General features: G+C 58.7%; 24 protein-coding genes and 2 tRNA genes. 25 read left to right on the top strand and 1 reads right to left on the bottom strand.

Features of this window, described 5'->3' with window-relative positions; all coding sequences use genetic code 11:
- The first annotated feature begins 7 nt into the window (after positions 1 to 7).
- The 23 genes from trpB (at position 8) to V3390_RS07855 (ending at position 21,646) form a co-directional block, all read left to right on the top strand.
- Positions 8 to 1,201 carry a tryptophan synthase subunit beta gene (trpB, locus tag V3390_RS07965; RefSeq protein WP_331688776.1) on the top strand — a complete coding sequence of 398 codons (1,194 nt, stop codon included), beginning with the start codon at positions 8 to 10 and terminating at the stop codon, positions 1,199 to 1,201.
- On the top strand, positions 1,198 to 1,998 hold the full coding sequence (trpA, locus tag V3390_RS07960) for a tryptophan synthase subunit alpha (RefSeq protein ID WP_331704033.1): 801 nt from the start codon (positions 1,198 to 1,200) through the stop codon (positions 1,996 to 1,998). The genes trpB and trpA overlap by 4 nt, the downstream gene beginning before the upstream one ends.
- A 41-nt stretch (positions 1,999 to 2,039) precedes the next feature.
- Positions 2,040 to 2,930 (top strand): acetyl-CoA carboxylase, carboxyltransferase subunit beta, encoded by an 891-nt coding sequence (accD, locus tag V3390_RS07955; RefSeq protein WP_331688774.1) that lies wholly within the window; start codon positions 2,040 to 2,042, stop codon positions 2,928 to 2,930.
- A complete protein-coding gene (gene glmM / locus V3390_RS07950) occupies positions 2,927 to 4,273 on the top strand; it encodes a phosphoglucosamine mutase (protein ID WP_331704032.1) in 1,347 nt (448 codons plus the stop codon). Before accD ends, glmM begins: the two co-directional genes overlap by 4 nt.
- Positions 4,274 to 4,288: 15 nt before the next feature.
- On the top strand, positions 4,289 to 5,230 hold the full coding sequence (locus tag V3390_RS07945; RefSeq protein ID WP_331704031.1) for an isopenicillin N synthase family dioxygenase: 942 nt from the start codon (positions 4,289 to 4,291) through the stop codon (positions 5,228 to 5,230).
- Between the two features lie 45 nt (positions 5,231 to 5,275).
- A complete protein-coding gene (tpiA, locus tag V3390_RS07940) occupies positions 5,276 to 6,025 on the top strand; it encodes a triose-phosphate isomerase (RefSeq protein WP_331688771.1) in 750 nt (249 codons plus the stop codon).
- 81 nt (positions 6,026 to 6,106) lie between these two features.
- Positions 6,107 to 6,469 carry a preprotein translocase subunit SecG gene (gene secG, locus V3390_RS07935; RefSeq protein ID WP_406805112.1) on the top strand — a complete coding sequence of 121 codons (363 nt, stop codon included), beginning with the start codon at positions 6,107 to 6,109 and terminating at the stop codon, positions 6,467 to 6,469.
- A gap of 129 nt (positions 6,470 to 6,598) precedes the next feature.
- A tRNA-Leu gene (locus V3390_RS07930) sits at positions 6,599 to 6,683 on the top strand.
- Between the two features lie 29 nt (positions 6,684 to 6,712).
- Positions 6,713 to 7,069, top strand: a complete 357-nt coding sequence (locus tag V3390_RS07925; protein ID WP_331688770.1) for an NADH-quinone oxidoreductase subunit A — start codon at positions 6,713 to 6,715, stop codon at positions 7,067 to 7,069.
- On the top strand, positions 7,060 to 7,635 hold the full coding sequence (locus V3390_RS07920; protein ID WP_331688769.1) for a NuoB/complex I 20 kDa subunit family protein: 576 nt from the start codon (positions 7,060 to 7,062) through the stop codon (positions 7,633 to 7,635). Before V3390_RS07925 ends, V3390_RS07920 begins: the two co-directional genes overlap by 10 nt.
- On the top strand, positions 7,632 to 8,372 hold the full coding sequence (locus V3390_RS07915; RefSeq protein ID WP_331704030.1) for an NADH-quinone oxidoreductase subunit C: 741 nt from the start codon (positions 7,632 to 7,634) through the stop codon (positions 8,370 to 8,372). Before V3390_RS07920 ends, V3390_RS07915 begins: the two co-directional genes overlap by 4 nt.
- Before the next feature lie 21 nt (positions 8,373 to 8,393).
- Positions 8,394 to 9,686: an NADH-quinone oxidoreductase subunit D gene (locus tag V3390_RS07910; RefSeq protein WP_331688767.1), complete on the top strand. Its 1,293-nt coding sequence runs from the start codon at positions 8,394 to 8,396 to the stop codon at positions 9,684 to 9,686.
- A 29-nt stretch (positions 9,687 to 9,715) separates the two neighbouring features.
- Complete coding sequence (gene nuoE, locus V3390_RS07905; RefSeq protein WP_331688766.1) at positions 9,716 to 10,243, top strand: NADH-quinone oxidoreductase subunit NuoE; 528 nt, start codon at positions 9,716 to 9,718, stop codon at positions 10,241 to 10,243.
- A gap of 14 nt (positions 10,244 to 10,257) precedes the next feature.
- Complete coding sequence (gene nuoF, locus V3390_RS07900; protein WP_331688765.1) at positions 10,258 to 11,625, top strand: NADH-quinone oxidoreductase subunit NuoF; 1,368 nt, start codon at positions 10,258 to 10,260, stop codon at positions 11,623 to 11,625.
- Positions 11,622 to 13,895, top strand: a complete 2,274-nt coding sequence (gene nuoG / locus V3390_RS07895) for an NADH-quinone oxidoreductase subunit NuoG (RefSeq protein WP_331704029.1) — start codon at positions 11,622 to 11,624, stop codon at positions 13,893 to 13,895. Before nuoF ends, nuoG begins: the two co-directional genes overlap by 4 nt.
- On the top strand, positions 13,892 to 14,953 hold the full coding sequence (gene nuoH / locus V3390_RS07890) for an NADH-quinone oxidoreductase subunit NuoH (protein ID WP_331688763.1): 1,062 nt from the start codon (positions 13,892 to 13,894) through the stop codon (positions 14,951 to 14,953). The genes nuoG and nuoH overlap by 4 nt, the downstream gene beginning before the upstream one ends.
- 9 nt (positions 14,954 to 14,962) lie before the next feature.
- Complete coding sequence (gene nuoI, locus V3390_RS07885; protein WP_331688762.1) at positions 14,963 to 15,451, top strand: NADH-quinone oxidoreductase subunit NuoI; 489 nt, start codon at positions 14,963 to 14,965, stop codon at positions 15,449 to 15,451.
- Positions 15,452 to 15,462: 11 nt separating this feature from the next.
- On the top strand, positions 15,463 to 16,122 hold the full coding sequence (locus tag V3390_RS07880; protein ID WP_331704028.1) for an NADH-quinone oxidoreductase subunit J: 660 nt from the start codon (positions 15,463 to 15,465) through the stop codon (positions 16,120 to 16,122).
- Entirely contained in the window at positions 16,119 to 16,451 is a 333-nt protein-coding gene (gene nuoK / locus V3390_RS07875) for an NADH-quinone oxidoreductase subunit NuoK (protein WP_331688760.1), read from the top strand. Before V3390_RS07880 ends, nuoK begins: the two co-directional genes overlap by 4 nt.
- 7 nt (positions 16,452 to 16,458) lie before the next feature.
- Entirely contained in the window at positions 16,459 to 18,510 is a 2,052-nt protein-coding gene (gene nuoL, locus V3390_RS07870) for an NADH-quinone oxidoreductase subunit L (protein ID WP_331704027.1), read from the top strand.
- 16 nt (positions 18,511 to 18,526) lie between these two features.
- Entirely contained in the window at positions 18,527 to 20,038 is a 1,512-nt protein-coding gene (locus V3390_RS07865; protein ID WP_331688758.1) for an NADH-quinone oxidoreductase subunit M, read from the top strand.
- Between the two features lie 28 nt (positions 20,039 to 20,066).
- Complete coding sequence (nuoN, locus tag V3390_RS07860; protein WP_331704026.1) at positions 20,067 to 21,515, top strand: NADH-quinone oxidoreductase subunit NuoN; 1,449 nt, start codon at positions 20,067 to 20,069, stop codon at positions 21,513 to 21,515.
- Positions 21,516 to 21,569: 54 nt separating this feature from the next.
- Positions 21,570 to 21,646, top strand: a tRNA-Met gene (locus V3390_RS07855).
- A 44-nt stretch (positions 21,647 to 21,690) separates the two neighbouring features.
- On the opposite strand, the gene V3390_RS07850 is transcribed toward V3390_RS07855, so the two are convergent.
- Positions 21,691 to 21,831: a hypothetical protein gene (locus tag V3390_RS07850; RefSeq protein WP_331688756.1), complete on the bottom strand. Its 141-nt coding sequence runs from the start codon at positions 21,829 to 21,831 to the stop codon at positions 21,691 to 21,693.
- Between the two features lie 110 nt (positions 21,832 to 21,941).
- Between V3390_RS07850 and V3390_RS07845 the strand changes: the two genes are divergently transcribed.
- Both V3390_RS07845 and nusA read left to right on the top strand, forming a co-directional pair.
- The gene (locus V3390_RS07845; protein ID WP_331704025.1) at positions 21,942 to 22,592 is read left to right on the top strand and encodes a ribosome maturation factor RimP; all 651 of its coding nucleotides are present in this window, start codon (positions 21,942 to 21,944) and stop codon (positions 22,590 to 22,592) included.
- Positions 22,593 to 22,611: 19 nt separating this feature from the next.
- Positions 22,612 to 24,099: a transcription termination factor NusA gene (nusA, locus tag V3390_RS07840; RefSeq protein ID WP_331688754.1), complete on the top strand. Its 1,488-nt coding sequence runs from the start codon at positions 22,612 to 22,614 to the stop codon at positions 24,097 to 24,099.
- The last annotated feature ends 25 nt before the right edge of the window (positions 24,100 to 24,124 follow it).

The following is a 24,124-nucleotide window of genomic DNA, read 5'->3' as shown; positions in this document are numbered from 1 at the left end:
ATTGGATATGTCTTTGCAACCTGACACACAGGGTCATTTTGGACGATTTGGCGGACGATTCGTGGCGGAAACGCTGGTGCGTCCGCTGCAGGAACTGAGTGCGGCCTATGACGCGGCCTGCGCCGACCCGGCCTTCAAGGCGGCTTTCGAATACGAGCTGGCTCACTACGTCGGGCGTCCCAGTCCGATCTATCACGCGGAGCGTCTGAGCAAGCAAGTCGGCGGAGCGCGCATTCTGCTCAAGCGCGAGGATCTGAATCACACCGGTGCCCACAAGATCAACAACACAGTAGGGCAGGCTCTGCTGGCCACTCGCATGGGCAAGACGCGCATTATCGCGGAAACCGGTGCAGGCCAGCATGGCGTGGCGTCGGCTACTGTTGCGGCACGTCTGGGTCTGGAATGCGTCGTTTATATGGGCGCCACTGACATTGAGCGTCAGAAGGCCAATGTGCACCGCATGCATTTGCTTGGTGCCCGAGTGGTGCCGGTCCATTCCGGTTCGGCGACCCTGAAAGATGCACTGAACGAAGCGATGCGCGATTGGGTTGCCCACGTCGATGACACGTTCTACATCATTGGCACTGTGGCCGGGCCTGATCCGTATCCGCGCATGGTGCGGGACTTTAACGCCGTTGTCGGCATTGAGGCACGAGCCCAAATGCTTGCTGAATACGGTCGTTTGCCCGATGCCGTGACTGCTTGCGTTGGTGGCGGCAGTAATGCCATGGGCGTATTCCATGCCTTTATCGCTGACGCCAATGTGCGATTGATCGGCGCCGAAGCCGCCGGCGACGGACTCGAAACCGGTCGTCATGCGGCCTCGCTGAGCAAGGGCCGGCCGGGCATTCTGCACGGCAATCGCACCTATGTTCTGTGTGATGACGATGGCCAGATTACCGAGACCCATTCGATCTCGGCAGGCCTGGACTATCCGGGGGTTGGACCCGAGCATGCATACCTAAAGGAAATCGGCCGAGCCGAATACACCGGCATCACCGACACGGAAGCGCTGGAAGCATTCCATCTGCTGTGTAAAACCGAAGGCATCATTCCGGCACTGGAGTCGAGTCATGCACTGGCGCAGGCGATCAAGCTGGCTAAGGAAATGCCTTCGGACGGACTGGTGCTTTGCAACCTGTCAGGGCGCGGGGATAAAGACGTGCACACAGTCGCGGCACATGAGGGCATTACGCTATGAGTCGGATTGATCGCCAGTTCGCTGCGGCTTTGGCCAACGATCGTAAGCTGCTGATCCCCTTTATTACCGCGGGCGATCCGTCCTTAGACAGCACGGTGCCCGTCATGCATGCACTGGTGCGTGCAGGTGCCGACCTGATTGAGTTGGGGGTGCCGTTTTCCGATCCGATGGCTGATGGTCCGAGCATTCAACACAGTTCCGAGCGGGCGATTGAGCGCGGTGCCGGTCTGCGCTTCGCGCTGGAATGTGTGCAGCAGTTCCGCCGGCAGGATTCCGTGACACCGGTCGTACTGATGGGGTATCTGAATCCCGTGGATATTCTGGGCGCTGCCGAGTATGCGCGTCGTGCAGTGGCCGCAGGCGTTGATGGCACTTTGCTGGTCGATCTCCCCGATGAGGAGGCCGGGCCGTTTCGTGATGCCTTCGCGCAATCCGGACTGGAGTGGATCGGTCTAGTGGCGCCTACAACCTCAATCGGGCGACTGCGCGCGATCTGCCAGCATGCCGAAGGCTATCTCTACTACGTCAGCTATGCAGGCGTAACGGGGACCGGACAGGCTCTGCAGAACGAAAGCAACAGCGGCGTGCTGGCGCGATTGCAGGAACAGAGCCCTGTGCCGGTAGTGGTCGGCTTTGGTGTCCGCGACGCGGAGTCGGCTAAACGCGTGGCTGCGGGTGCCGATGGCGTCGTGATCGGCTCGGCCCTGGTGGACACGCTGAGTGCTGCCGATGACCCGGTTCTCGCTGCCGAGGCCTTCCTGCGGCCGGTCCGTGAGGCGCTGGATGGCTTGCGGTAAACTGTCATCCTTAGAAGTGATTAGTCAATTTAAGGGTATTCATGTCCTGGCTGAATAAGCTCAAGCCGGCCGGTATTCGGACCGATGCGGCGTCTGCAAAGCGCCGCAACGTGCCCGAGGGTCTTTGGGAAAAATGTGACCGCTGCGGTGCTGCGTTGTATCGTCCCGAGCTCGAAGAGAATCTCGAAGTGTGCTCCAAGTGCGGTGCGCACCGTCCGATTCGCGCGCGGGCCCGGTTGCGTGCGTTATTTGACGAGGGTAGTCCGCTCATCGAAATCGGTGCTAATTTAGGGCCCACCGATGTGCTGCGGTTCAAGGACCAGAAGCGCTATGCCGAACGCATCAAAGCCGCGCAAAAGGCCACTGGTGAACGTGATGCGCTGGTGACCCTGCAGGGCAAATTGGCGGGTCACGATCTGGTCGCCAGTGCATTTGACTTTGCCTACATGGGCGGGTCTATGGGCTCGGTAGTGGGTGAACGCATCGCCTTGGGTGCCGAGCGTGCACTGGAACTGGGCTCGCCATTCGTCTGCTTCAGCGCCAGTGGCGGCGCGCGCATGCAGGAGAGCCTGTTCTCGCTGATGCAGATGGCAAAGACCTCTGCGGCGCTGGCGCGACTTCGCGACGCCGGGTTGCCTTATATCTCGGTACTCACGCACCCGACTACGGGTGGTGTCTCGGCCTCATTCGCGATGTTGGGCGACATCAACATTGCCGAACCCGATGCGTTGATCGGTTTCGCCGGCCCGCGCGTGATTGAACAGACGGTTCGCGAGACGCTGCCGGAGGGCTTCCAGCGCCCGCCGTTCCTGCTGGATCATGGCGCCATCGATCAGATCTGCGATCGCCGTGAGCTAAGAGGTCGCTTAATTTCGTTGCTTGGTATCCTGATGAAACGGGAGCTGCCGCAACTTTCAGGGGAGTCGCAATGAGTCGCAAATATTTCGGAACCGACGGTATTCGCGGTCGAGTGGGTGCCGGTCCGATCAGTGCGGATTTCGTGCTGCGTCTCGGCAATGCCTATGGCCATGCGCTGCCGCGCCGCAATTGGCGCAAACCGGTGGTTATCATCGGCAAGGACACGCGCATCTCCAACTACATGTTTGAGGCGGCGTTAGAGGCAGGTCTGGTTGCAGCCGGTGTCGACGTACAACTGATGGGACCCATGCCGACGCCGGCCGTTGCACATCTGACCCGCTCCTTGCGTGCCGATGGCGGCATCGTGATTTCGGCCTCACACAATCCGCATCACGATAACGGCATTAAGTTCTTCAGCGCCGAGGGCGAAAAGCTCAGCGATGAAGTCGAGCTGGCAATTGAGGCTGCTCTGGATCAACCGTTTTCTACGGTCGATTCCGATGATCTGGGTAAGGCGATCCGTACACGCGATGCCCTGGGCCGCTACATTGAATTCTGCAAGAACTCCGTCCCGCGTGGCTTTGACCTTGGCGGTCTGCGCATCGCTATGGATTGCGCCAACGGTGCCACTTATCAGTTAGGGCCATTGGTTTTGCGAGAGCTTGGTGCACGGGTGGATGCGATTGGCATCGAACCGAACGGTACCAACATCAACGAAAATGTCGGCTCCACGCATCCCGAGACATTGGCTGCCCGCGTGGTGCAGACCGGCGCGGATATCGGCATCGCCTTTGACGGCGACGGCGACCGCGTTCTGTTCGTCGATGAGAACGGCGCCGTCTGTGACGGTGATGATTTGCTGTACGTCCTGGCCAAGGACTGGAAGGAAACCGGTCGTCTGCAAGGTCCGGTGGTCGGAACGCTGATGACCAACTACGGTCTGGAACAGGCGCTGGAGGGGTTGGGCATCGGCCTGATCCGTGCCAAGGTCGGTGATCGTTATGTGCACCAGCAACTGCACGCCAACGGTGGCAACCTTGGCGGCGAGACTTCGGGCCACATGCTGTGTCTGGATCGCAGCGGCACCGGCGATGGCATCGTGACGGCCCTGCAGGTGCTCGAAGTGCTGCAACGTCGCGGCATGACGCTGGAAACCGCGCTGCAGGGCTTCAAAAAGGTTCCGCAACTTACGATCAATGTGCGTTATGCCGCCGGCAAGTCCAAGCCGGCCGAGGCTCCGGCCGTGCAGGAGGCGCTCGGCAAGGCACAGCAGGCAGTTGCAGGTCAGGGCCGGGCATTTCTTCGTCCCTCGGGTACGGAGCCTGTGGTGCGAGTCACCGTGGAGTGCACGGATCAGCAACTGATGGAATCCACCCTTAAATCACTCGCCGATGCTGTACAGGCAGCGGCTGCGTAACAATAGGAACAGTTCGTGAATTCTGCACGTATCCCCACTTTTGACATTTCCCGATTCGATACGGATCGCGATGCCTTCGTAAGGGAACTAGGCGATGCGTATCGCCAATGGGGTTTTGCCGGCATCCGTAACCATGGCATCAGCCCGGAGCTGATCGACGACAGCTACAAGGCGTTTCAGTCGTTCTTTGCACTGCCCGAAGAGGCGAAGAAGCAGTATCACATCCCGGGCGGCGGCGGTGCGCGCGGTTACACGCCGTTCGGCGTAGAGACCGCCAAGGGTGCCAAGTATTCGGATCTCAAGGAGTTCTGGCACATCGGTCGCGACATTCCGCGTGACAGCAAATACGCCGATGATATGCCGGCCAATGTGTGGCCTGCCGAAGTGCCGGCCTTCGAAGAGAAGGGACGTGCACTGTATGCAGCGCTCGACACTCTGGGCAGCAAGGTGCTGTCCGCGCTAGCTTTGTATATGAATCTGCCTGAACACTATTTTCAGGACAAAACCAATTTCGGTAACTCGATTCTGCGTCCGATTCATTACCCGCCGATCACGACCGATGACATTCCGAATGTCCGCGCCGGCGCTCACGAGGACATCAATCTGATCACCTTGCTGGTCGGTGCCTCGGCTGCCGGTCTCGAGGTCAAATCGCACGACGGTGAGTGGGTTCCGTTCACTGCCGAAGCGGACACTATCGTCGTCAATATCGGTGACATGCTGCAACGCCTGACCAATCACGTACTGCCTTCCACAACGCACCGCGTGGTGAATCCGCAGGGGGAGGCCGCCCGCCGCCCGCGCTATTCAACGCCGTTCTTTTTGCATCCCAATCCCGATTTCCTGATCGATGTGCTGCCGTCCACGATTACGCCGGACAATCCCAGCCGCTATCCGGAACCGATCACTGCGCAAGGTTATCTCGAAGAACGCCTGCGCGAGATTAAGCTGAAATAAGGCCCGTCCGTCGGTCTGCTATTCATTACTTGGAGCACGTATTTCATGTCGCGCAGGAAAGTTGTCGGTGGTAACTGGAAACTCAATGGCTCACGCCAATTTGCTCAGGATCTGATTCGAGCCATCGACGCAGTCGATACGGGCGATGTGGTACGCATCGTGTTCCCGCCGATTCCGTATCTGGCAGAGGCGATTGATACCGGCGCTACGCACGTGGCATTCGGTGCTCAGGATGTCAGCTCGCGTGACAGCGGTGCGTACACGGGCGAGGTGTCTGCCGCCATGCTGAAGGATATCGGTGCCGGTTATGTTCTGGTCGGCCACTCGGAGCGTCGCCAGTATCACGGTGAATCCAGTGGGCTGGTTGCCAAAAAGGCAAAAGTTGCCATTGATGCCGGGCTAACTCCGATTGTTTGCGTGGGCGAATCGCTCAAGGAGCGTGAGGAAGGTCAAACCTTCTGGCGTCTGCAGGAACAGCTGGCCCCGGTTCAGGCTCTTGGTGCTGAGTATCTGGCCAAGCTCATGATTGCATATGAGCCGGTCTGGGCCATTGGCACCGGTAAAACGGCCACCAAGGAAGAGGCACAGGAAGTTCACCGGGCAATCCGTAGCGAAATTGCTGCAATTGATGCTAAAATCGCTGATTCCATGCCGATCATCTACGGCGGGAGCTGCAAGCCGGATAATGCGCCGGAGCTGTTCTCCCAGCCCGACATTGACGGCGGCCTCATCGGCGGCGCATCGCTAGACGCCGACCAATTTAACGCCATCGCGCAGTCCTTCGGTCAAGACTAAAGGGCAGGGCGCTGGCCTCGGATTTTTAAGGTTTCGGTTGTGCTGATTCTTAACGTCATTTACGTGCTCATTGCTCTGGCAATGATCGTGCTGATCCTGATGCAACGCGGCGCCGGTGCTCAAGCCGGTAGTGGCTTCGGTGGTGGTGCCTCGGGTACTGTGTTCGGTTCGCGCGGCTCGTCCAACTTTCTGTCCAAGTCCACCAAGTGGCTGGCGATCGTGTTCTTTGCGATCAGCCTGTTTATGGCCTGGAATGTCAAACACAGCACTTCGAGCGCCTCTTCGGCAGCTCCGGGCACGGATCTTGGCGTGATGGGCAACGTGCCGAAGGCGCCGGCAAACACGGGTGCACAATCGGCTCCTGCTGCCAATACTTCGGTTCCGTCTTCGCAAGCCGTTCCTCAGCAGGCACCGGCGCAACCTTCGGAGCCTGTCAAGCAGTAAATCGCGATAACGGAGACGCCCAATTCGTCTCTTGAATTCGGATTCATCCATAGATGAATCGTCAGGAATTCGCTACAATATCGCGGTTGAGTAGTATCTGGCCAGGATGGCCAAAACAACAAAGAACATGTCCAGGTGGCGGAATTGGTAGACGCACTACCTTGAGGTGGTAGCGACTTAGGTCGTAGGGGTTCGAGTCCCCTCTTGGACACCAAATCAAAAAAAACAGTGAAGTAACAACGCATGCTGGCCGAATATCTGCCGACTCTCTTGTTCCTCATGGTTTCAACGGGCATCGGTGTCGCGTTGTTTGCGGTGGGGAAAGTCCTTGGCCCTAAGCGTCCTTCACTGGAAAAGCTGAGCCCTTACGAATGCGGCTTTGAGGCGTTTGACGACGCACGGATGCAGTTTGACATCCGTTATTACCTGATCGCCATCCAGTTCATCATCTTCGATCTGGAAATCATTTTTATCGTGCCCTGGGCCACCGTGTTCCGCGAACTCGGTGTGCTCGGTCTGGTCGAAATGGCCATCTTTGCCGGCATGCTGCTGATCGGCTTCGTCTACGTCTGGAAGAAAGGAGCCCTTGAATGGGAGTGATCCAAACCGTTTCCGGCCTCATGAACAATCCGCTGCCTGAGGGCAGGCTGGATGACTTGCTGCTGCCTGAAAGTGACAATCCCGTCATGCAACAGGGCTATGTCACGACAAGCCTTGATGCACTGTGGAACTGGGCGCGTACGGGCTCGATGTGGCCGATGACCTTTGGTCTGGCCTGCTGCGCCGTCGAAATGATGCACGCAGGTGCTGCACGGATCGACTTGGACCGTTACGGTGTCGTGTTCCGTCCGTCGCCGCGCCAGTCCGATGTCATGATCGTCGCCGGTACGCTCGTCAACAAAATGGCGCCCGCTCTGCGCAAGGTTTATGACCAGATGCCGGACCCGAAATGGGTGATCTCCATGGGCTCCTGTGCTAACGGCGGCGGTTACTACCATTATTCGTATTCTGTGGTGCGCGGCGTCGATCGCATCGTCCCGGTCGATGTATACGTGCCGGGCTGTCCGCCGACGGCAGAGGCACTGGTTCACGGCATTTTGCAGCTGCAGCGCAAGATTCGTCGCGGCACCAACTTCGGTCCCGAAGCACAGGGCATGCGCTCATGATTGAGACTCTGCAATCCATTGCTGATCGTCTGAGCGCCGCGTTCAATGGCTCGCATGTGGAAATTGCCGAGCCGCGTGGCGAACTGACCCTGACCTTGCCTGCAGCCGACTTGCATGCAGCCTGCCACGCTCTGCGTGATGAATTCGGCTTTGAAATGCTGGTCGATGTCGCCGGTATTGACTATCTGACGTTCGGCCAGGATGAATGGCAGACCGATGTCTCTTCCGAGGGCTTCTCGCGCGGTGTCGATGGCGCTGCTGCCGGTCGCTTCAAGCGCGGTGAGCTGCCTAACGGTGCGGCCGAGCAGGCTGACGAGCTGCGCTATGCAGCGGTCTATCATTTGCTGAGCGTGCAACACAACCTGCGCCTGCGGGTTCGCAGTTTCGCACCGGACAACAGCTTGCCGGTGCTGCCGTCGGTTACGGATATCTGGCCAGGTGCCAACTGGTTCGAACGCGAGGCGTTTGACTTGTTCGGCATCATTTTCGAAGGCCACCCGGATCTGCGCCGCATCCTGACCGATTACGGTTTTGTCGGCCACCCGTTCCGCAAGGATTTCCCGCTGATCGGTAATGTCGAGGTACGCTACGACGAATCGCAACGTCGCGTGATCTATCAACCGGTCAGCATTGAGCCGCGAGTTGGCGTGCCGCGTGTAATTCGCGATGATGCGCGTTACGAAACGGCTGCCGGTGAACAGGCACAACGCCGGATTCCCGGACGTCAGGCCGGTTAACCCTCAGGGCCCCGATCGCACATGAACATGCAAGCATCCAAGACCTCGGGTCTCAATAACCCGGAAATCCGCAACTATTCGTTCAACTTCGGTCCGCAGCATCCGGCGGCTCACGGCGTATTGCGCCTGATCCTCGAGATGGACGGCGAAGTGGTGCAACGCGCAGATCCCCACGTCGGCCTGCTGCACCGCGGTACTGAAAAGTTGGCCGAATCCAAGCCGTTTAACCAGAGCATCGGTTACATGGACCGTCTCGACTACGTGTCCATGATGTGCAACGAGCACGCCTATGTGCGCGCCATCGAATCCCTGATGGGGATCGAGGCGCCGATTCGCGCTCAGTACATCCGCACCATGTTCGATGAGATCACCCGCATCCTCAACCACCTGATGTGGGTCGGTTCGAACGGTCTCGATCTGGGCGCAATGGCAGTGATGCTGTATTCGTTCCGCGAACGCGAAGAACTGATGGACTGCTACGAAGCCGTCTCCGGTGCCCGTATGCATGCCACGTACTACCGTCCGGGCGGCGTGTATCGCGACTTGCCGCAGCAGATGCCGCGCTACAAGGAGTCCAAGTGGCGCAAGGGCGCAAAGCTCAAGCGCTTCAACGATTGGCGCGACGGCTCCATGCTGGACTTTCTCGACAAGTTCACCGATGACTTCCCGTCCAAGATTGATGAGTACGAAACGCTGCTGACCGACAACCGCATCTGGAAACAGCGGACCGTCGGTATCGGTGTGATCTCGCCGGAACAGGCTTTGGCCTGGGGCATGACCGGTCCGATGCTGCGCGGTTCGGGTATCGCCTGGGATCTGCGTAAAAAGCAACCGTACGCCATGTACGCCAACATGGACTTTGATATTCCGGTCGGTCGCAACGGCGACTGCTATGACCGCTATCTGGTCCGCATGGCCGAAATGCGCGAATCCAACCGCATCATCAAGCAATGCGTGAAGTGGCTCCGTGAGAACGAGGGCCTGCCGGTCAACATTGACAACTTCAAGGTCGCGCCGCCCAAGCGCGAGGCCATGAAGGACGACATGGAAGCACTGATTCACCACTTTAAGCTGTTCTCCGAGGGCTATTGCGTGCCGGCGGGTGAAACCTACAGCGCTGTCGAGGCCCCGAAGGGCGAGTTCGGCTGCTACCTGGTTTCCGATGGGGCAAACAAGCCGTTCCGTCTGCACATGCGGGCCCCGGGATTTGCCCATTTGAGCTCCATGGATGCCATTGTTCGCGGCCATATGCTGGCGGACGTGGTGGCCATGATCGGCACTTACGACATCGTGTTCGGCGAAATCGATCGCTAACCGCGCGTGCACGAGGATTAGAGAACTACATGAAAGCAACCGGTAATTTCGCAGCGTGCGCCGATGTCGACCCGATGGTCGCCCTGTCGGACAGCACCCGTGCACACATCGATCATTGGGTCAGCAAGTTTCCTGCCGATCGCCGTCGCTCGGCGGTGCTGCAAGGTCTGCATGCCACGCAGGAGCAGAATGGCGGCTATCTGACCGACGAGCTGATTGCAGCCGTCGCCAAGTATCTGGACATTCCGCCGGTGTGGGCCTACGAGGTCGCATCGTTCTACTCGATGTTCGAGCTGGCTCCGGTCGGCCGCAACAACGTTGCCTTCTGCACCAACATTTCGTGCTGGCTCAACGGCGCCGAGGATCTGGTTCGTCATGCCGAGCAGAAGCTGGGTTGCGCGCTGGGCGAATCGACTGCCGACGGCCGCGTCTACCTGAAGCGCGAAGAAGAATGCGTCGCCGCCTGCTGCGGTGCGCCGGTTGTGGTCATCAACGGTCACTATCACGAGAAACTCGACACCGCCAAGGTGGATGAGCTTCTGGATAATCTGAAATAAACAGGAGCGCGCCGATGACACACGAACATTCGCACGTTTCAGAAGGCTACGGACCGGTCGGTCCGGCCCCCAAGGAACATCAGGTCGTTTACACGACGCTGCACTTTGATAAGCCCTGGTCGTACGAGAATTACGTCAAGACCGGCGGCTACGCAGCGCTGCGTAAGATCCTGACCGAAAAAATTCCGCCTGCAGACGTCATCGAGATGGTCAAGGCCTCCGGCCTGCGTGGCCGTGGTGGCGCAGGCTTCCCGACCGGGCTCAAGTGGAGCTTCATGCCCAAGGGCGACGGTCAAAAGTACATTCTCTGTAACTCCGACGAATCCGAGCCGGGTACGGCCAAAGATCGCGATATTCTGCGCTTCAACCCGCATGCCGTGATCGAAGGCATGGCCATCGCCTGTTATGCGACCGGTTCGACTGTTGCCTACAACTACCTGCGCGGTGAGTTTCACCACGAGCCCTTCGAGCATCTCGAAGAGGCCACGGCCGAAGCTTATGCGAATGGTTGGCTGGGCAAGGATATTCTTGGTAGCGGCGTCGATATCGATCTCTACAACGCGCTCGGTGCAGGTGCATACATCTGCGGCGAAGAAACCGCTCTGATGGAGTCGCTCGAAGGTAAGAAGGGACAGCCGCGTTACAAGCCGCCGTTCCCCGCCAACTTCGGTCTGTACGGCAAGCCCACCACCATCAATAACACCGAGACCTATGCGTCGGTGCCGGCCATTATCCGTAACGGATCCGAGTGGTTCCTCAGTCAGGGCAAGCCGAACAACGGTGGCCCGAAGATCTTCTCGGTCTCCGGTCACGTGGCCAAGCCGGGCAACTTCGAGATACGCCTCGGCACCCCGTTTGCAGAACTTCTGGAAATGGCCGGTGGCATGCGCGAAGGTCGCAAGATCAAGGCTGTGATTCCGGGTGGTTCCTCGATGAAGGTCCTGCCGGGCGCCGTGATGATGGATCTGACCATGGATTACGACTCGATCCAGAAAGCCGGTTCGGGTCTGGGTTCGGGCGCCGTGATCGTGATGGATGACACCACCTGCATGGTGCGTGCCTGCCATCGCATTTCCCGTTTCTATTACAAGGAAAGCTGCGGTCAGTGCACCCCGTGCCGCGAAGGTACCGGGTGGATGTATCGCGTGCTAACCCGCATCGTCCAAATGCAAGCCACGATGGACGATCTGCAAATGCTGCGCGCTGCGGCAGGCCAGATCGAAGGTCATACCATCTGTGCATTCGGTGAGGCCGCTGCATGGCCGGTGCAGGCCTTCCTTGCCCAATTCTGGAATGAGTTCGAATACGCCATCGTGAACAAGCGTTTCTACGTTGATGACTTGGCTGCCGGGACGGTTGTCCCTTCGGAGCAGGCTGCATGAGTACCGTGAATCCCGCCGCCCCTGTGGCGCCTGTGGTGCCCGAAGGTCACGTCGGTATCGAGATCGACGGCCAGCACCTGGCTGTACCTAAGGGTTCGATGATCATCGAAGCCGCCGACAAGGCCGGTATTCCGATCCCGCGTTTCTGCTACCACGACAAGCTGAGCATTGCGGCAAACTGCCGTATGTGCCTGGTCGAAGTGGAAAAGATGCCCAAGCCCGCACCGGCCTGTGCAACGCCGGTCATGGATGGCATGAAGGTGCTGACCCGTTCCGACAAGGCGCTGGGTTCGCAACGCAATGTCATGGAATTCCTGCTGGTGAACCATCCGCTCGATTGCCCGATCTGCGATCAGGGTGGTGAGTGCGAACTGCAGGACGTGTCCATGGGCTATGGCCGTTCGGTCTCGCGTTACGTCGACCGTAAGCGTGTAGTGCCCGACGAAGATCTGGGTCCGTTGGTTGCCACAGAAATGACGCGCTGCATTCAATGCACGCGTTGCGTTCGTTTTACCGCTGAAATCGCGGGTACATACGAGCTCGGCGGCATGTACCGCGGTGAGAATCTGCAAATCGGCACCTACGACGGCAAGCCGCTGACGACTGAGTTGTCGGGCAACGTGGTCGATGTGTGCCCTGTTGGCGCGCTCACCAACAAGGTGTTCCAGTTCAAGGCCCGTCCGTGGGAGCTGACCGCCAAGCCTTCGCTCGGTTATCACGATGCGTTGGGCAGCAATCTGTACCTGCACCTGCGCCGCGGAGAAGTGCTGCGTACCGTGCCGCGCGACAACGATGACGTCAACGAATCCTGGCTGTCCGACCGCGACCGCTATTCGCATCAGGGCTTGCAGGCCGCTGATCGTGCGCAGGCGCCGATGATTCGCGAAGGCGATGACTTCCGCGTTGCGAGCTGGGATGAGGCGCTGACCAAGGCGGCTGAGATCCTGCGCGACGCCGGTGGCGAACAAAGCGGCTTCCTGGTGCATCCGTCCACGACGAACGAAGAGGGCGCCTTGCTCGCCCGCATCGCAGCTCAACTGGGTAGCGGCAATATCGATCACCGCATCAGCCAGCTGGATCTGAGTGACGCCGCTACCGCCGAAGCCTCGCCGGTAGCCATCGCTTCGATCGCACGCGCCGCGCGCATCGTTCTGGTCGGTACCAATCTGCGCGCCGAAATGCCGCTGCTCCTGCACCGTGTCCGTCAGGCACAACGCAAGGGCGCCAAGGTGTTCGCAGTCAACCCGGTCGAATTTGATTTCTCGGTGCCCATGTCCGGTATCGAACTGGCCCCGCCTTCGACCATTGCAACAGCGCTGGGCGATTCCGCACTGATTGATGCAGTCAAGGGTGCCGAAGGCGATACCGTCGTGATCGTCGGTGGTATCGCTGAAAATTCTGCCTATGCTGCAGCCATTCGCGCCGCCGCGCTGAAGTTCGCCGATGCAGTTGGCGGCCGGGTTGTCCGTATTCCGCAAGGTGCCAACGCCGTCGGACTGAGCCGTTATGGCGTGCTGCCGACCGGTGACGATGCACTGGCCATGACCCGCAAGCCGCGCAGTGCTTATGTGCTGTATGGCATTGAGCCGGGCCTGGATTTTGCCGATGTCGCCACTACCAATTCGGCACTTAAGGCCGCCAAGGTCGTGGCATTTAGCCAATATGCTTGCCGTTCGACTCGTGCCGTAGCCGATGTGATTCTGCCGATTGGTGTGCTCCCCGAAATTGACGGTTCGCTGACCAACATGGACGGCGAAGACCAGTTCGCAGTCGCCGGCGCCAAGTTGCCGAACGAAGCCCGTCCCGGCTGGCGCGTTCTGCGCGTGCTGGGCGAAAAGCTCGGTGCCGCCGGCTTTGATTTCACGGACTGGAACGGTCTGCAGGATCAAATGCAAGCCACTACGGTTTCCGTCTCAAGTACGTCGCAGCCGCGCATTAGCGACGGTGCGGTTGAGCTGGCCACCTCGCAGGCGATCTACCGCAGCGACGCAACGGTCCGCCGCGCTCAGGCGCTGCAGGAGCACCCGCTGAATGTCGAAGCCGGTGTCGTCATGCACCCCGAAGATGCGGCTGCAGCCGGCATCGCCGCCGGACAGGTGATTCGCGTCCAGGCCGAAGTGGGGCAGGCGAGCTTGCCGGTTCGTCTCAACGCGCGCGTTGCCAAGGGTGTTGCCTGGGTTGAACTCGGTCATGGTGCCACTGCGGCGCTGGCGGCTTCGACTCATGTCAATACCGCATCCGCCAATCCCACTGCGGAGGCCGGCGCATGATCATGAACCTGATTCAACAGCTGCACGATTTCCTCAACACCTTGGGACCGCTCGGCATCGTGCTGTGGTCGCTCCTCTGGATCGTGGTGCTCTCGTTGGGCGTAATCGTGACCGTGGCATTCTATGTGGTCTGGGAGCGCAAGCTGATCGGCTGGATGCACATCCGCCACGGTCCGATGTATGTCGGTATGGGCATCTTTCAGGCCTTTGCAGACGTCTTTAAGCTACTCTTCAAAGAAGTCATCCGACCTGCAGAGTCCGACAAAGTACTGTTTACTCTTGCACCGCTGATCGCCTTGGCACCGGCATTCGCAGCTTGGGCAGTTATCCCGTTCGAGTATCAGGTTGCGGTGTCCAACGCCAATGCCGGCTTACTGTATCTGCTGGCAATGACGTCGATGGGCGTGTACGGCATTATCCTTGCCGGTTACGCGTCGAACTCCAAGTACGCATTCCTGGGCGCTATGCGCGCAGCAGCGCAGGTTGTGTCCTACGAAATTGCCATGGGTTTTGCCATGGTCGGTGTGATGGTTGCTGCCGGCAGCCTGAACATGTCGGAGATCGTGCAGGCACAAGCAGGCGACAACGGTCTGTTTGACTGGTTTCTGTTGCCGCTGCTGCCGTTGTTCTTCGTCTACATGATTTCCGGCGTGGCGGAAACCAACCGTGCACCCTTCGACGTGGTTGAAGGCGAATCCGAAATCGTGGCCGGCCACATGGTCGAGTACTCGGGCTCCGCATTTGCGCTGTTCTTCCTGTCCGAATACGCCAACATGATTCTGATCAGCTTCCTGATCTCGATCTTCTTTATCGGCGGCTGGCTGAGTCCGTTTCAGGGCTGGGGCATTCCGTTCCTGTCCGTCGACGGCTGGTGGTGGCTGCTGATCAAGGTTGCGTTCTTCATGAGCGTTTACATTTGGCTCCGCGCTACCTTCCCGCGTTACCGTTACGATCAGATCATGCGACTGGGCTGGAAGGTCTTTATCCCGCTGACCATTGCCTGGATCGTGATTGTGGCTCTGATGGCGTATTACAAAGTCTTTGTGCCGGGAGTCTAAGGTCCAGAAATGAGCAAGATAATTTCCTACTTCAAAAGCCTGCTGATGCTGGAGCTGTTCCAGGGTCTGGGCCTGACCGCCGGTTACCTGTTTAAAGACAAGTATTCGGTCATGTACCCGATGGAAAAGATTCCACAGTCGCCACGGTTCCGCGGCATCCACGCACTGCGTCGTTACCCGAACGGCGAAGAGCGCTGCATTGCCTGCAAACTGTGCGAGGCCGTTTGCCCGGCACTGGCCATCACCATTGACAGCGAAAAGCGTGCTGACGGCACCCGCCGTACGACTCGCTATGAAATCGATCTGTTCAAGTGCATCTTCTGCGGCTTTTGCGAGGAATCCTGCCCGGTTGATTCCATCGTCGAAACCCAAGTGCACGAATATCACTTCGAAAAGCGCGGCCAGAACATTCTGACCAAGCCGACGCTGCTCGCCATCGGTGACCGGCTGGAGCCGGAAATCGCTGAACGCCGTGCCGCTGATGCGGCGTATCGCTAAGGGCAGGGACCATGGATTTCACATCAATCGCTTTTTATCTGTTTGCTGCAGTCGCCGTGCTCTCGGCACTTGCAGTGATCAGCCTGCGTAATCCGGTGCACGCAGTACTGTCCCTGATCGTTACGTTCTTCTCAGTCGCCTGCGTCTGGCTGATTGCCGGTGCCGAATTCCTGGGCGTTGCCCTGATTCTGGTGTACGTCGGCGCCGTCATGGTGCTGTTCCTGTTCGTCATCATGATGCTTGACATGGATACCGCGCCGCTGCGCGAGGGATTTGTCCGTTATCTGCCGGTCGGTCTGACGGTGGCCATCATCATGTTGGCTGAGATCCTGATCCTGATCGGTGTCAAGGCCAAGACGGCTGCATTGCCGGCCATCGCCAGCGATGTCGAAGGCACCAATAATGTCACCTGGCTGGCGCGTAAGCTGTTTACCGAGTTCCTGCTGCCGTTCGAAACAGCCGCTGTGATCCTTACCGTTGCGGTGATTGCTGCCGTGATGCTGACGCTGCGTCGTCGCGTCGGCGCGCGCCATCAGAACCCGGCGGAGCAGGCACGTGCACGTGCCAAGGACCGCTTCACCATGGTCAAGATGGATGCGGAAGTATCACGTCCGCTCCGTGACCCGGAGCCGGTGGCTGTACCCGCGGACAGTAACGGAGACCCCGCATGATTTTCTTGAGTGCCATTCCTTCGAGCTTGAGCCTCAGCCACTACCTGACGCTTGGCGCCATCCTGTTCTGCATCAGCATTGCCGGCATCTTCATCAACCGCAAGAACGTGATTCTGCTGCTGATGTGCCTGGAACTGATGCTGCTGGCTGTGAACATCAACTTTGTCGGTTTCTCGCGCCAGTTGGGTGATGAGGCAGGGCAGCTGTTTGTTTTCTTTATTCTGACCGTCGCTGCAGCCGAGGCCGCCATCGGCCTGGCGATTCTGGTGACACTGTTCCGTAACCGCGCGACGATTAACGTCGACGAACTCGATACGATGAAGGGCTGATGACGGCATGATTTCCAAGTCCATACTTCTCGCCATCGTTCTGCTGCCGCTGCTGGGGTCCATCCTGGCCGGCCTGTTCGGAAAGTTCATTGGCCGTCGCGGTGCCCACATCGTCACGATTGCCGGTGTGGCCATCAGCTTTGCCCTGTCGGCAAAGGTTCTGATGGACCTGCTGGCCGGTGCGCCGGTTTTTAACGAGAACATCTACACCTGGTACCAGGTGGGCAATTACAGCGCCCATGTCGGCTTTATGGTCGACAATCTGACCGCAATGATGATGGTCGTGGTGACCTTCGTGTCTGCCCTGGTGCATCTGTATACCATCGGCTACATCAAAGACGATCCGGGTTACCAGCGCTTTTTCAGCTATATCTCGCTGTTTACCTTCAGCATGCTGATGCTGGTTATGAGCAACAATTTCATGCAGCTGTTTTTCGGCTGGGAAGCAGTGGGTCTGGTGTCTTACCTGCTGATCGGTTTCTGGTTCAAGAAGCCTTCGGCCGTCTTTGCCAATCTCAAAGCGTTTCTGGTCAACCGCGTCGGCGACTTCGGCTTCCTGCTGGGTATTGCCGGCGTGCTGATGATGTCCGGCTCGCTCGATTACACCGAAGTGTTTGCATCGGCTCCGACCTGGGTCGGCAAAACGCTTGAGGTCCTGCCGGGCGTGTTCTGGGCCGTGCCGACCGTCATCTGCATCTGCCTGTTTATCGGTGCGATGGGTAAGTCGGCGCAAGTGCCGTTGCACGTATGGCTGCCGGATTCGATGGAAGGCCCAACTCCCATCTCCGCATTGATCCACGCCGCCACCATGGTGACCGCCGGCATCTTTATGGTCGCCCGTATGTCGCCGCTGTTTAACCTGTCCGAAACTGCGCTGCAGTTCATTCTGTTTATCGGTGCAACGACCGCATTCTGGACTGGCCTGATCGGTATCGTGCAGAACGACATCAAGCGCGTGGTGGCGTATTCCACGCTGTCGCAGCTGGGTTACATGACCGTTGCTCTGGGCGTGGCTGCCTACAACGCGGCAGTCTTCCACCTGATGACTCACGCCTTCTTTAAAGCCTTGCTGTTCCTTGCAGCGGGTTCCGTGATCATCGGTATGCATCACGAGCAGGACATGCGCCGTATGGGCGGTCTGCGTAAGTACATGCCAATTACGTTCTGGACCTCGCTCATCGGTACGCTGGCCCTGATCGGTACGCCGTTCCTGAGCGGCTTCTACTCCAAGGACACGATCATCGAAGCGGCTAAGGAAAACGCCATGCATCACGGCGGATTCATTGCTCAGTACGGCTACTGGGCAGTGCTGCTTGGTGCGTTTGTGACGTCGTTCTATAGCTTCCGCCTGCTGTACATGACCTTCTTCGGCAAGGAACGATTCCGTGATGCGCACCACGATGATCACGGCCACGCCGGTCACGATGACCACGGCCACGATCATCATGGCAGCCACGAACCTCATGAGTCGCCGTGGGTTGTCACTGTACCGCTGGTGCTGCTGGCCATTCCTTCGATCATCATTGGCTTCCTGACTGCAGGTCCGCTGCTGTTCGGCAAGAGCACCGATGGTCACCATGCCGTGCGTCCGTTCTTTGACGGTGCAATTCACCTGCCGGAGGGTGGGGTGATGGCGAAGCTGGCCGAAGAGTTCCATGGCGCCGTACAGTTCGGTCTGCACGGACTGATGGCTCCTGCGTTCTGGCTGACGCTGGCCGGTTTTGCGCTGGCAACGCTGATGTACTGGGCGCGACCGGAACTGGCTGCTAAGGCTGCCTCTATTTTCCGCCTGCCGATCCGCGTGCTGGAAAACAAGTACGGCTTCGACAAGCTCTGGATCAACGGCTTTGCCGGTGGCAGCGTAATGCTGGCCAAGTTGGCTCGCGCATTTGATTCCGAGGCCATTGACGGTGTTGCCGTCAACGGTTCTGCTAACTCGATTGGAGCTGCTGCGGGTGTTGCACGCCGCTTGCAGTCCGGTTTCCTTTACCACTACGCGTTTGCGATGATCGTAGGGCTGATTCTGCTGCTCGGTCTCGTAATTCGTTTCTGGCTCTAACTACAAGGACCTTCCCGTGACTCAGTGGCCCTTGCTTAGCATTCTGATCTGGCTGCCGATCTTCGGCGGACTGGCAACGCTTGCGTTCGGCGATTCCCGATCCACCTCCTCCAAATGGTTTGCCAGCGGCATCGCTGCGCTGACGCTGTTGATGACTGTGCCGCTGCTGCTCGGTTTCAGCAACGCCACGGCCGGTATGCAGTTCGAAGAGAACCTGAGCTGGATCAGTAGCCTGAATATCCGTTACCACCTGGGTGCGGATGGCATTGCCGTGCCGCTGATCGCACTGACCACGCTGACCTCGTTGCTGGTCATGATCGGTGCATGGACTTCGATTGACCGTCGCGTCAGCCAGTATTACGCCGCCTTCCTGATCCTCGAAGGCCTGATGGTCGGTGTCTTTGCCGCCATGGACGCCATGCTGTTCTATGTCTTCTTCGAAGGCATGCTGATCCCGATGTTCCTCATCATCGGTGTCTGGGGTGGCCCGCGCCGCATGTATGCAGCCGTCAAGTTCTTCCTGTACACCTTCCTCGGTTCGGTGTTCATGCTGGTTGGCCTGATCTACCTGTACATCAAGACCGGCAGCTGGCAACTGGCAGACTTCCACGCGGCCGGCCTGACACTCAAGGAGCAGACTTGGCTGTTCTTCGGTTTCCTTGTGGCCTTTGCGGTCAAGGTGCCGATGTTCCCGGTCCACACCTGGTTGCCCGATGCCCACGTCGAAGCGCCGACTGCCGGCTCGGTGATCCTGGCAGCCATCATGCTCAAGATCGGCGGTTACGGCTTCCTGCGCTTTAATCTGCCCATTACTCCGGATGCGACCTATGCATACGGCTGGGTAGTCGTGGCACTGAGCCTGATCGCAGTGGTCTATGTCGGCCTCGTTGCTCTGGCGCAGGATGACATGAAGAAGCTGGTGGCCTATTCATCCATCTCGCACATGGGCTTCGTCACGTTGGGTACCTTTATGGCCGCCTTGCTGGTGCGTGATCTGCAGGCGACCGACGCCGCACGTTTGGGCCTGCAAGGCGCCATGGTCCAAATGGTCTCTCATGGTTTCATCTCCGGCGCCATGTTCTCCGGCATCGGTGTGCTGTATGACCGACTGCATACGCGTCGCATTGCCGATTACGGTGGTGTGGCGAACGCGATGCCCTGGTTTGCCGGGTTCTATGTTCTGTTCGCGATGGCCAATTCGGGTCTGCCCGGGACCTCCGGTTTTGTCGGTGAGTTCATGGTAATTCTGGCGTCGTTCCAGTTGCGCCCATGGCTTGCATTCCTGGCTGCACTGACGTTGATCATTGGTGCCGGCTACTCGCTGTGGCTGACCAAGCGCGTGCTATGGGGCGATGTGACCAATCCCGAAGTCGCCAAGATGAAGGATCTCAATTGGCGCGAAGTTCTGGTGCTGGGCGTGTTCGCTGCCGGCGTCCTGTGGCTTGGCGTTTACCCGAAAGCACTTACCGACATGATGGAACCTGCGATCGCGCAGCTTGTCTCCGATCTGGCCAAGAGCAAGATCTGAGACGGGATATCCCAAGGCTATTGATTCTATGAACTTTCCCATTCGAACCGCCGCCGATTTCATGCCGCTATTGCCGGAGCTGGTGATTGCCGGTGGCGCCTTCGCCATCCTGCTGATGGACCTGTTCCTGAGCACTCGTACGCGCATTGCGACGCACGTGCTGTCCTTGCTGACCTTGGGCGTTGCTGCCGCTCTGTTGCTGGCCGGTATCGGCGGGCATAGCACGGTGCTGAGCGCCATGTTCGTCCGCGACACCGTGGCCGATGTCTTAAAGGTTGCAATTCTGCTGGTCAGTGCAATGGGCATGGTCTACATGTGGGGTTACCTGCGTGAACGCGATCAGTACCAGGGTGAAGTCAGTGTACTGATGCTGTTTGCGACGCTGGGCATGATGCTGCTGGTTTCCGCCGGAAATCTGGCCATGCTCTACGTTTCGCTCGAAATGCTGGCCCTGTGTTCGTATGCGCTGGTGGTTGCGGATCGCGATTCGCCGGCAGGTTCCGAGGCCGGTATTAAGTATTTCGTGCTGGGTGCCTTGGCCTCGGGTCTGCTCCTGTATGGCATGTCCTTGCTGTACGGTGGTACCGGTTCGCTCGACCTGGCCACGATTAGCGCCAAGCTGACGGCAGCCGGTTCCGATCCGATGCTGGTCACCGGTGTGGTCTTCTGCGTTGCCGGTATTGCCTTCAAGTTCGGCGCCGCACCGTTCCATATGTGGCTGCCCGATGTGTATACGGGCGCTGCTGCTCCGATGACCCTGTTTGTCGGTTCGGCTCCTAAGATCGCTGCTTTCGGCATGACGTACCGTCTCCTGGAGCAGGGTGCAGGTCCTTTGGCTGCGCATTGGCAGATGTTGCTGGCCGGTCTGGCCGTGTTGTCGCTGCTGTTCGGCAATCTGTCGGCACTAATGCAGTCACAGATGAAGCGTCTGCTGGCATTCTCGACCGTGTCGCATGTGGGCTTTCTGTTTATCGGCCTGGCAGCAGGCGGTAAAGAGGGCTTCAGTGCCGCCATGTTCTATGCAATCAGCTACGCACTCATGGCAGCCGCAGGCTTTGGCGCAGTGACGTTGCTTTCGCATCGCGGTTACGAAGCCGATCGTCTCGAAGACTATCGCGGTCTGTCGCAACGTTCGCCGTGGATGGCCTTGATGATTCTGCTGGTGATGGCATCAATGGCCGGTGTGCCGCCGTTCCTGGGCTTCTGGTCCAAGTGGGCGGTGCTGTGGGCAGCGATTAACCAGGGCATGCTGTGGCTGGCAATTGTCGGCGTGATCTTTGCCGTGATCGGTGCGTACTACTACCTGCGCGTGATCAAGGTGATGTATTTCGAAGCGGCTCCGGAAGCCGAACCGATGCAGTTCCGTTCCGATGTGGCAGGCCGCTGGCTGCTGACTGCTAATGCAGTGGGTCTGCTGGTGCTTGGTATCTTCTTTGACCCGTTGATGAACTGGTGTCGCCAGGCATTTGGATTTTAATCAAATAAACTGTTGACAAGAATGTCAAACGGCTGGCATAATAGCCAACTCTGATGCGGGGTGGAGCAGTCTGGCAGCTCGTCGGGCTCATAACCCGAAGGTCGCAGGTTCAAATCCTGCCCCCGCTACCACTACATCAGACAAAACGGCACTTCACGAAGTGCCGTTTTTTCGTTTAAGCCTTGAAGTTGCGCGTGTTGCGCACTACAATATGCACCAGAGGCAAGTCGGTCACCTGACTGACTTGGTTGCGACCAGGCACTTGCGGATCCCGCAAGGCGCGTTGGGCCAGCTGATTCCTGTCGGTGTTATTCACCGGTGAATCAGTCCGAAATCCGTTGTTCAGGAGTAGGGGCCCGTCGGGCCTTTTTTTGTTTCCTACGCCGGTGTATTCCGGTCGCGTATCACCCTCGCCGGACAACGAGCATGACTGAAAAGACACAACAAATTGCCGAACTGATTACGCCTCCACTGGCGTCGCTGGGCCTGGTGGTCGAGGGCATTGAGCTCCTGACTTCGCCCGGTGGTGCCTTGCTGCGTGTCTATATCGATTTCCCCGCTGATCGCGATCCGGAACTGCCGCCCGTCGGCATTGACGAATGCGAGACCGCCAGCCGCGAGATCTCGGCACAGATGGACGTCGCCGGTCCCATCACCTCAAATTACACCCTTGAGGTGTCGACCCCGGGTATCGATCGTCCGCTGTTCAATGCCGAGCAGTTCGGTCGTTTTGTCGGTGAATCGGCCAAGGTGACATTGCGGTTGCCGGTCGAAGGCCGTCGCCGTTTTACCGGTGTGATCACCGGTGTCGATGGCGATACCCTGAATTTTGAAATTGACGGCAAGTCCTTCGCCGTTCATGCCGGCAACGTGGACAAGGCGCGGATAGCGCCGGACTGGGTTGCACTGGGTCTTGCACCCGCCAAAGATGCATCGGGTCGAGACAATCGCCCGGGTAAGGGTCCGAGTCGCGGCAAAGCCGCAGGCAAGGGCACACGTAAATCGAATTCCAAATCTTCCCACCCCCTTCAATCCTTAGACACCGCCGATGCCGGCGCGGATGTCGAGATCGAGTAACCACTGAGAATTACCGGACATGAGCAAGGAACTGTTGAACATCGTCGAAGCCGTCGCCAACGAAAAGGGCGTCTCGCGCGAGATCATCATCGAAGCGCTGGAACAGGCGCTGGCGACTGCTGCCAAGAAAAAGTTCACTGACGAAGACGTTGCCGTCCGCGTCAAGATCGATGCGCGTGACGGATCGTTCGAAACCTTCCGCACAATGGAAGTCGTGGCTGACGACTGCCGCATGGAATCGCCTGACCGTCAGATCCGTCTGATGGACGCACTCGATGAAGTCGGCGAAGTTGAAGTCGGTGACCTGATCGAGGAAAAGATCGACAACCCCGAGTTCGGCCGCATTACGGCGCAAACTGCTAAGCAAGTCATCATCAGCAAGGTGCGTGAAGCGGAGCGTCAACTGGTCGTTGATGCCTGGGAGCATCGCGTTGGTGAACTGGTGACCGGTACGGTTAAGCGCATTGACCGCGGTAACATCCTGGTCGACCTGGGTCTGAATGCCGAAGGCATTATTCCTAAGGAAAAGGGCATTCCGCGTGACAACGTGCGCGTCGGTGACCGCATTCGCGGCTACCTGACCGAGGTCAAGTCCGAATCGCGTGGTCCGCAAATTCAGATCAGCCGTGCCGCACCGGAGTTCATGATCGAGCTGTTCAAGCTCGAAGTGCCGGAAGTGTCGCAAGGTCTAGTCTCGATACGCGCAGCTGCGCGTGATCCGGGCGACCGTGCCAAGATCGCGGTCGAAGCGCACGATACGCGCACCGATCCGATCGGCGCCTGTATCGGTATGCGTGGTGCCCGCGTGCAGGCTGTGACTAACGAGCTCAATGGCGAACGTGTAGACATCGTGCTGTGGTCGGACAACCCGGCGCAGTTCGTAATCAATGCAATGGCTCCGGCCGAAGTGCAGTCGATCGTGCTGGACGAAGAGAAGCATTCGATGGATCTGGCCGTTTCCGAGGATCTGCTGGCCAAGGCCATCGGTAAGGGCGGACAGAACGTGCGTCTGGCCAGCAAGCTGACCGGCTGGCAACTCAACGTGATGACGGCCGATCAGGTCGCCGCCAAGTCCGAAGCCGAAGCCAAGGTCGCCAGCCAACTGTTCCAGGACAAGCTCGAAGTCGACGAAGAGATCGCCGATATTCTGGTCGCGGCCGGATTTACCTCGATCGAGGAAATTGCCTTCGTACCGGAAGCGGAACTGCTGGCTGTGGACGAGTTCGACGAAGACGTTGTCGAGGAGCTTCGCAACCGTGCTCAGGATGCGCTGCTGACTGCAGAACTCGCAGCCGAGGAACAGATCGAAGGACAAGCTGCCGCCGAGGACCTGCTGGCCCTGGAAGGCATGGACGACGCCACGGCCATCGCCTTGGGTGAGCGTGGTATTTACACAGCAGAAGACCTGGCCGATATGTCCGTCGATGAACTCGACGGCATTGAGGGGCTGGATGCCGAACGCGCAGCGACGCTGATTCTCGAAGCCCGCAAGCCGTGGTTCGAATAAAAGAAAGACCGACACAGGATTCACA

This window comes from Aquilutibacter rugosus (genome assembly GCF_036541335.1).
GTDB lineage: Bacteria > Pseudomonadota > Gammaproteobacteria > Xanthomonadales > Xanthomonadaceae > Aquilutibacter > Aquilutibacter rugosus.
This window is presented reverse-complemented; position numbering and strand designations above follow the sequence as displayed.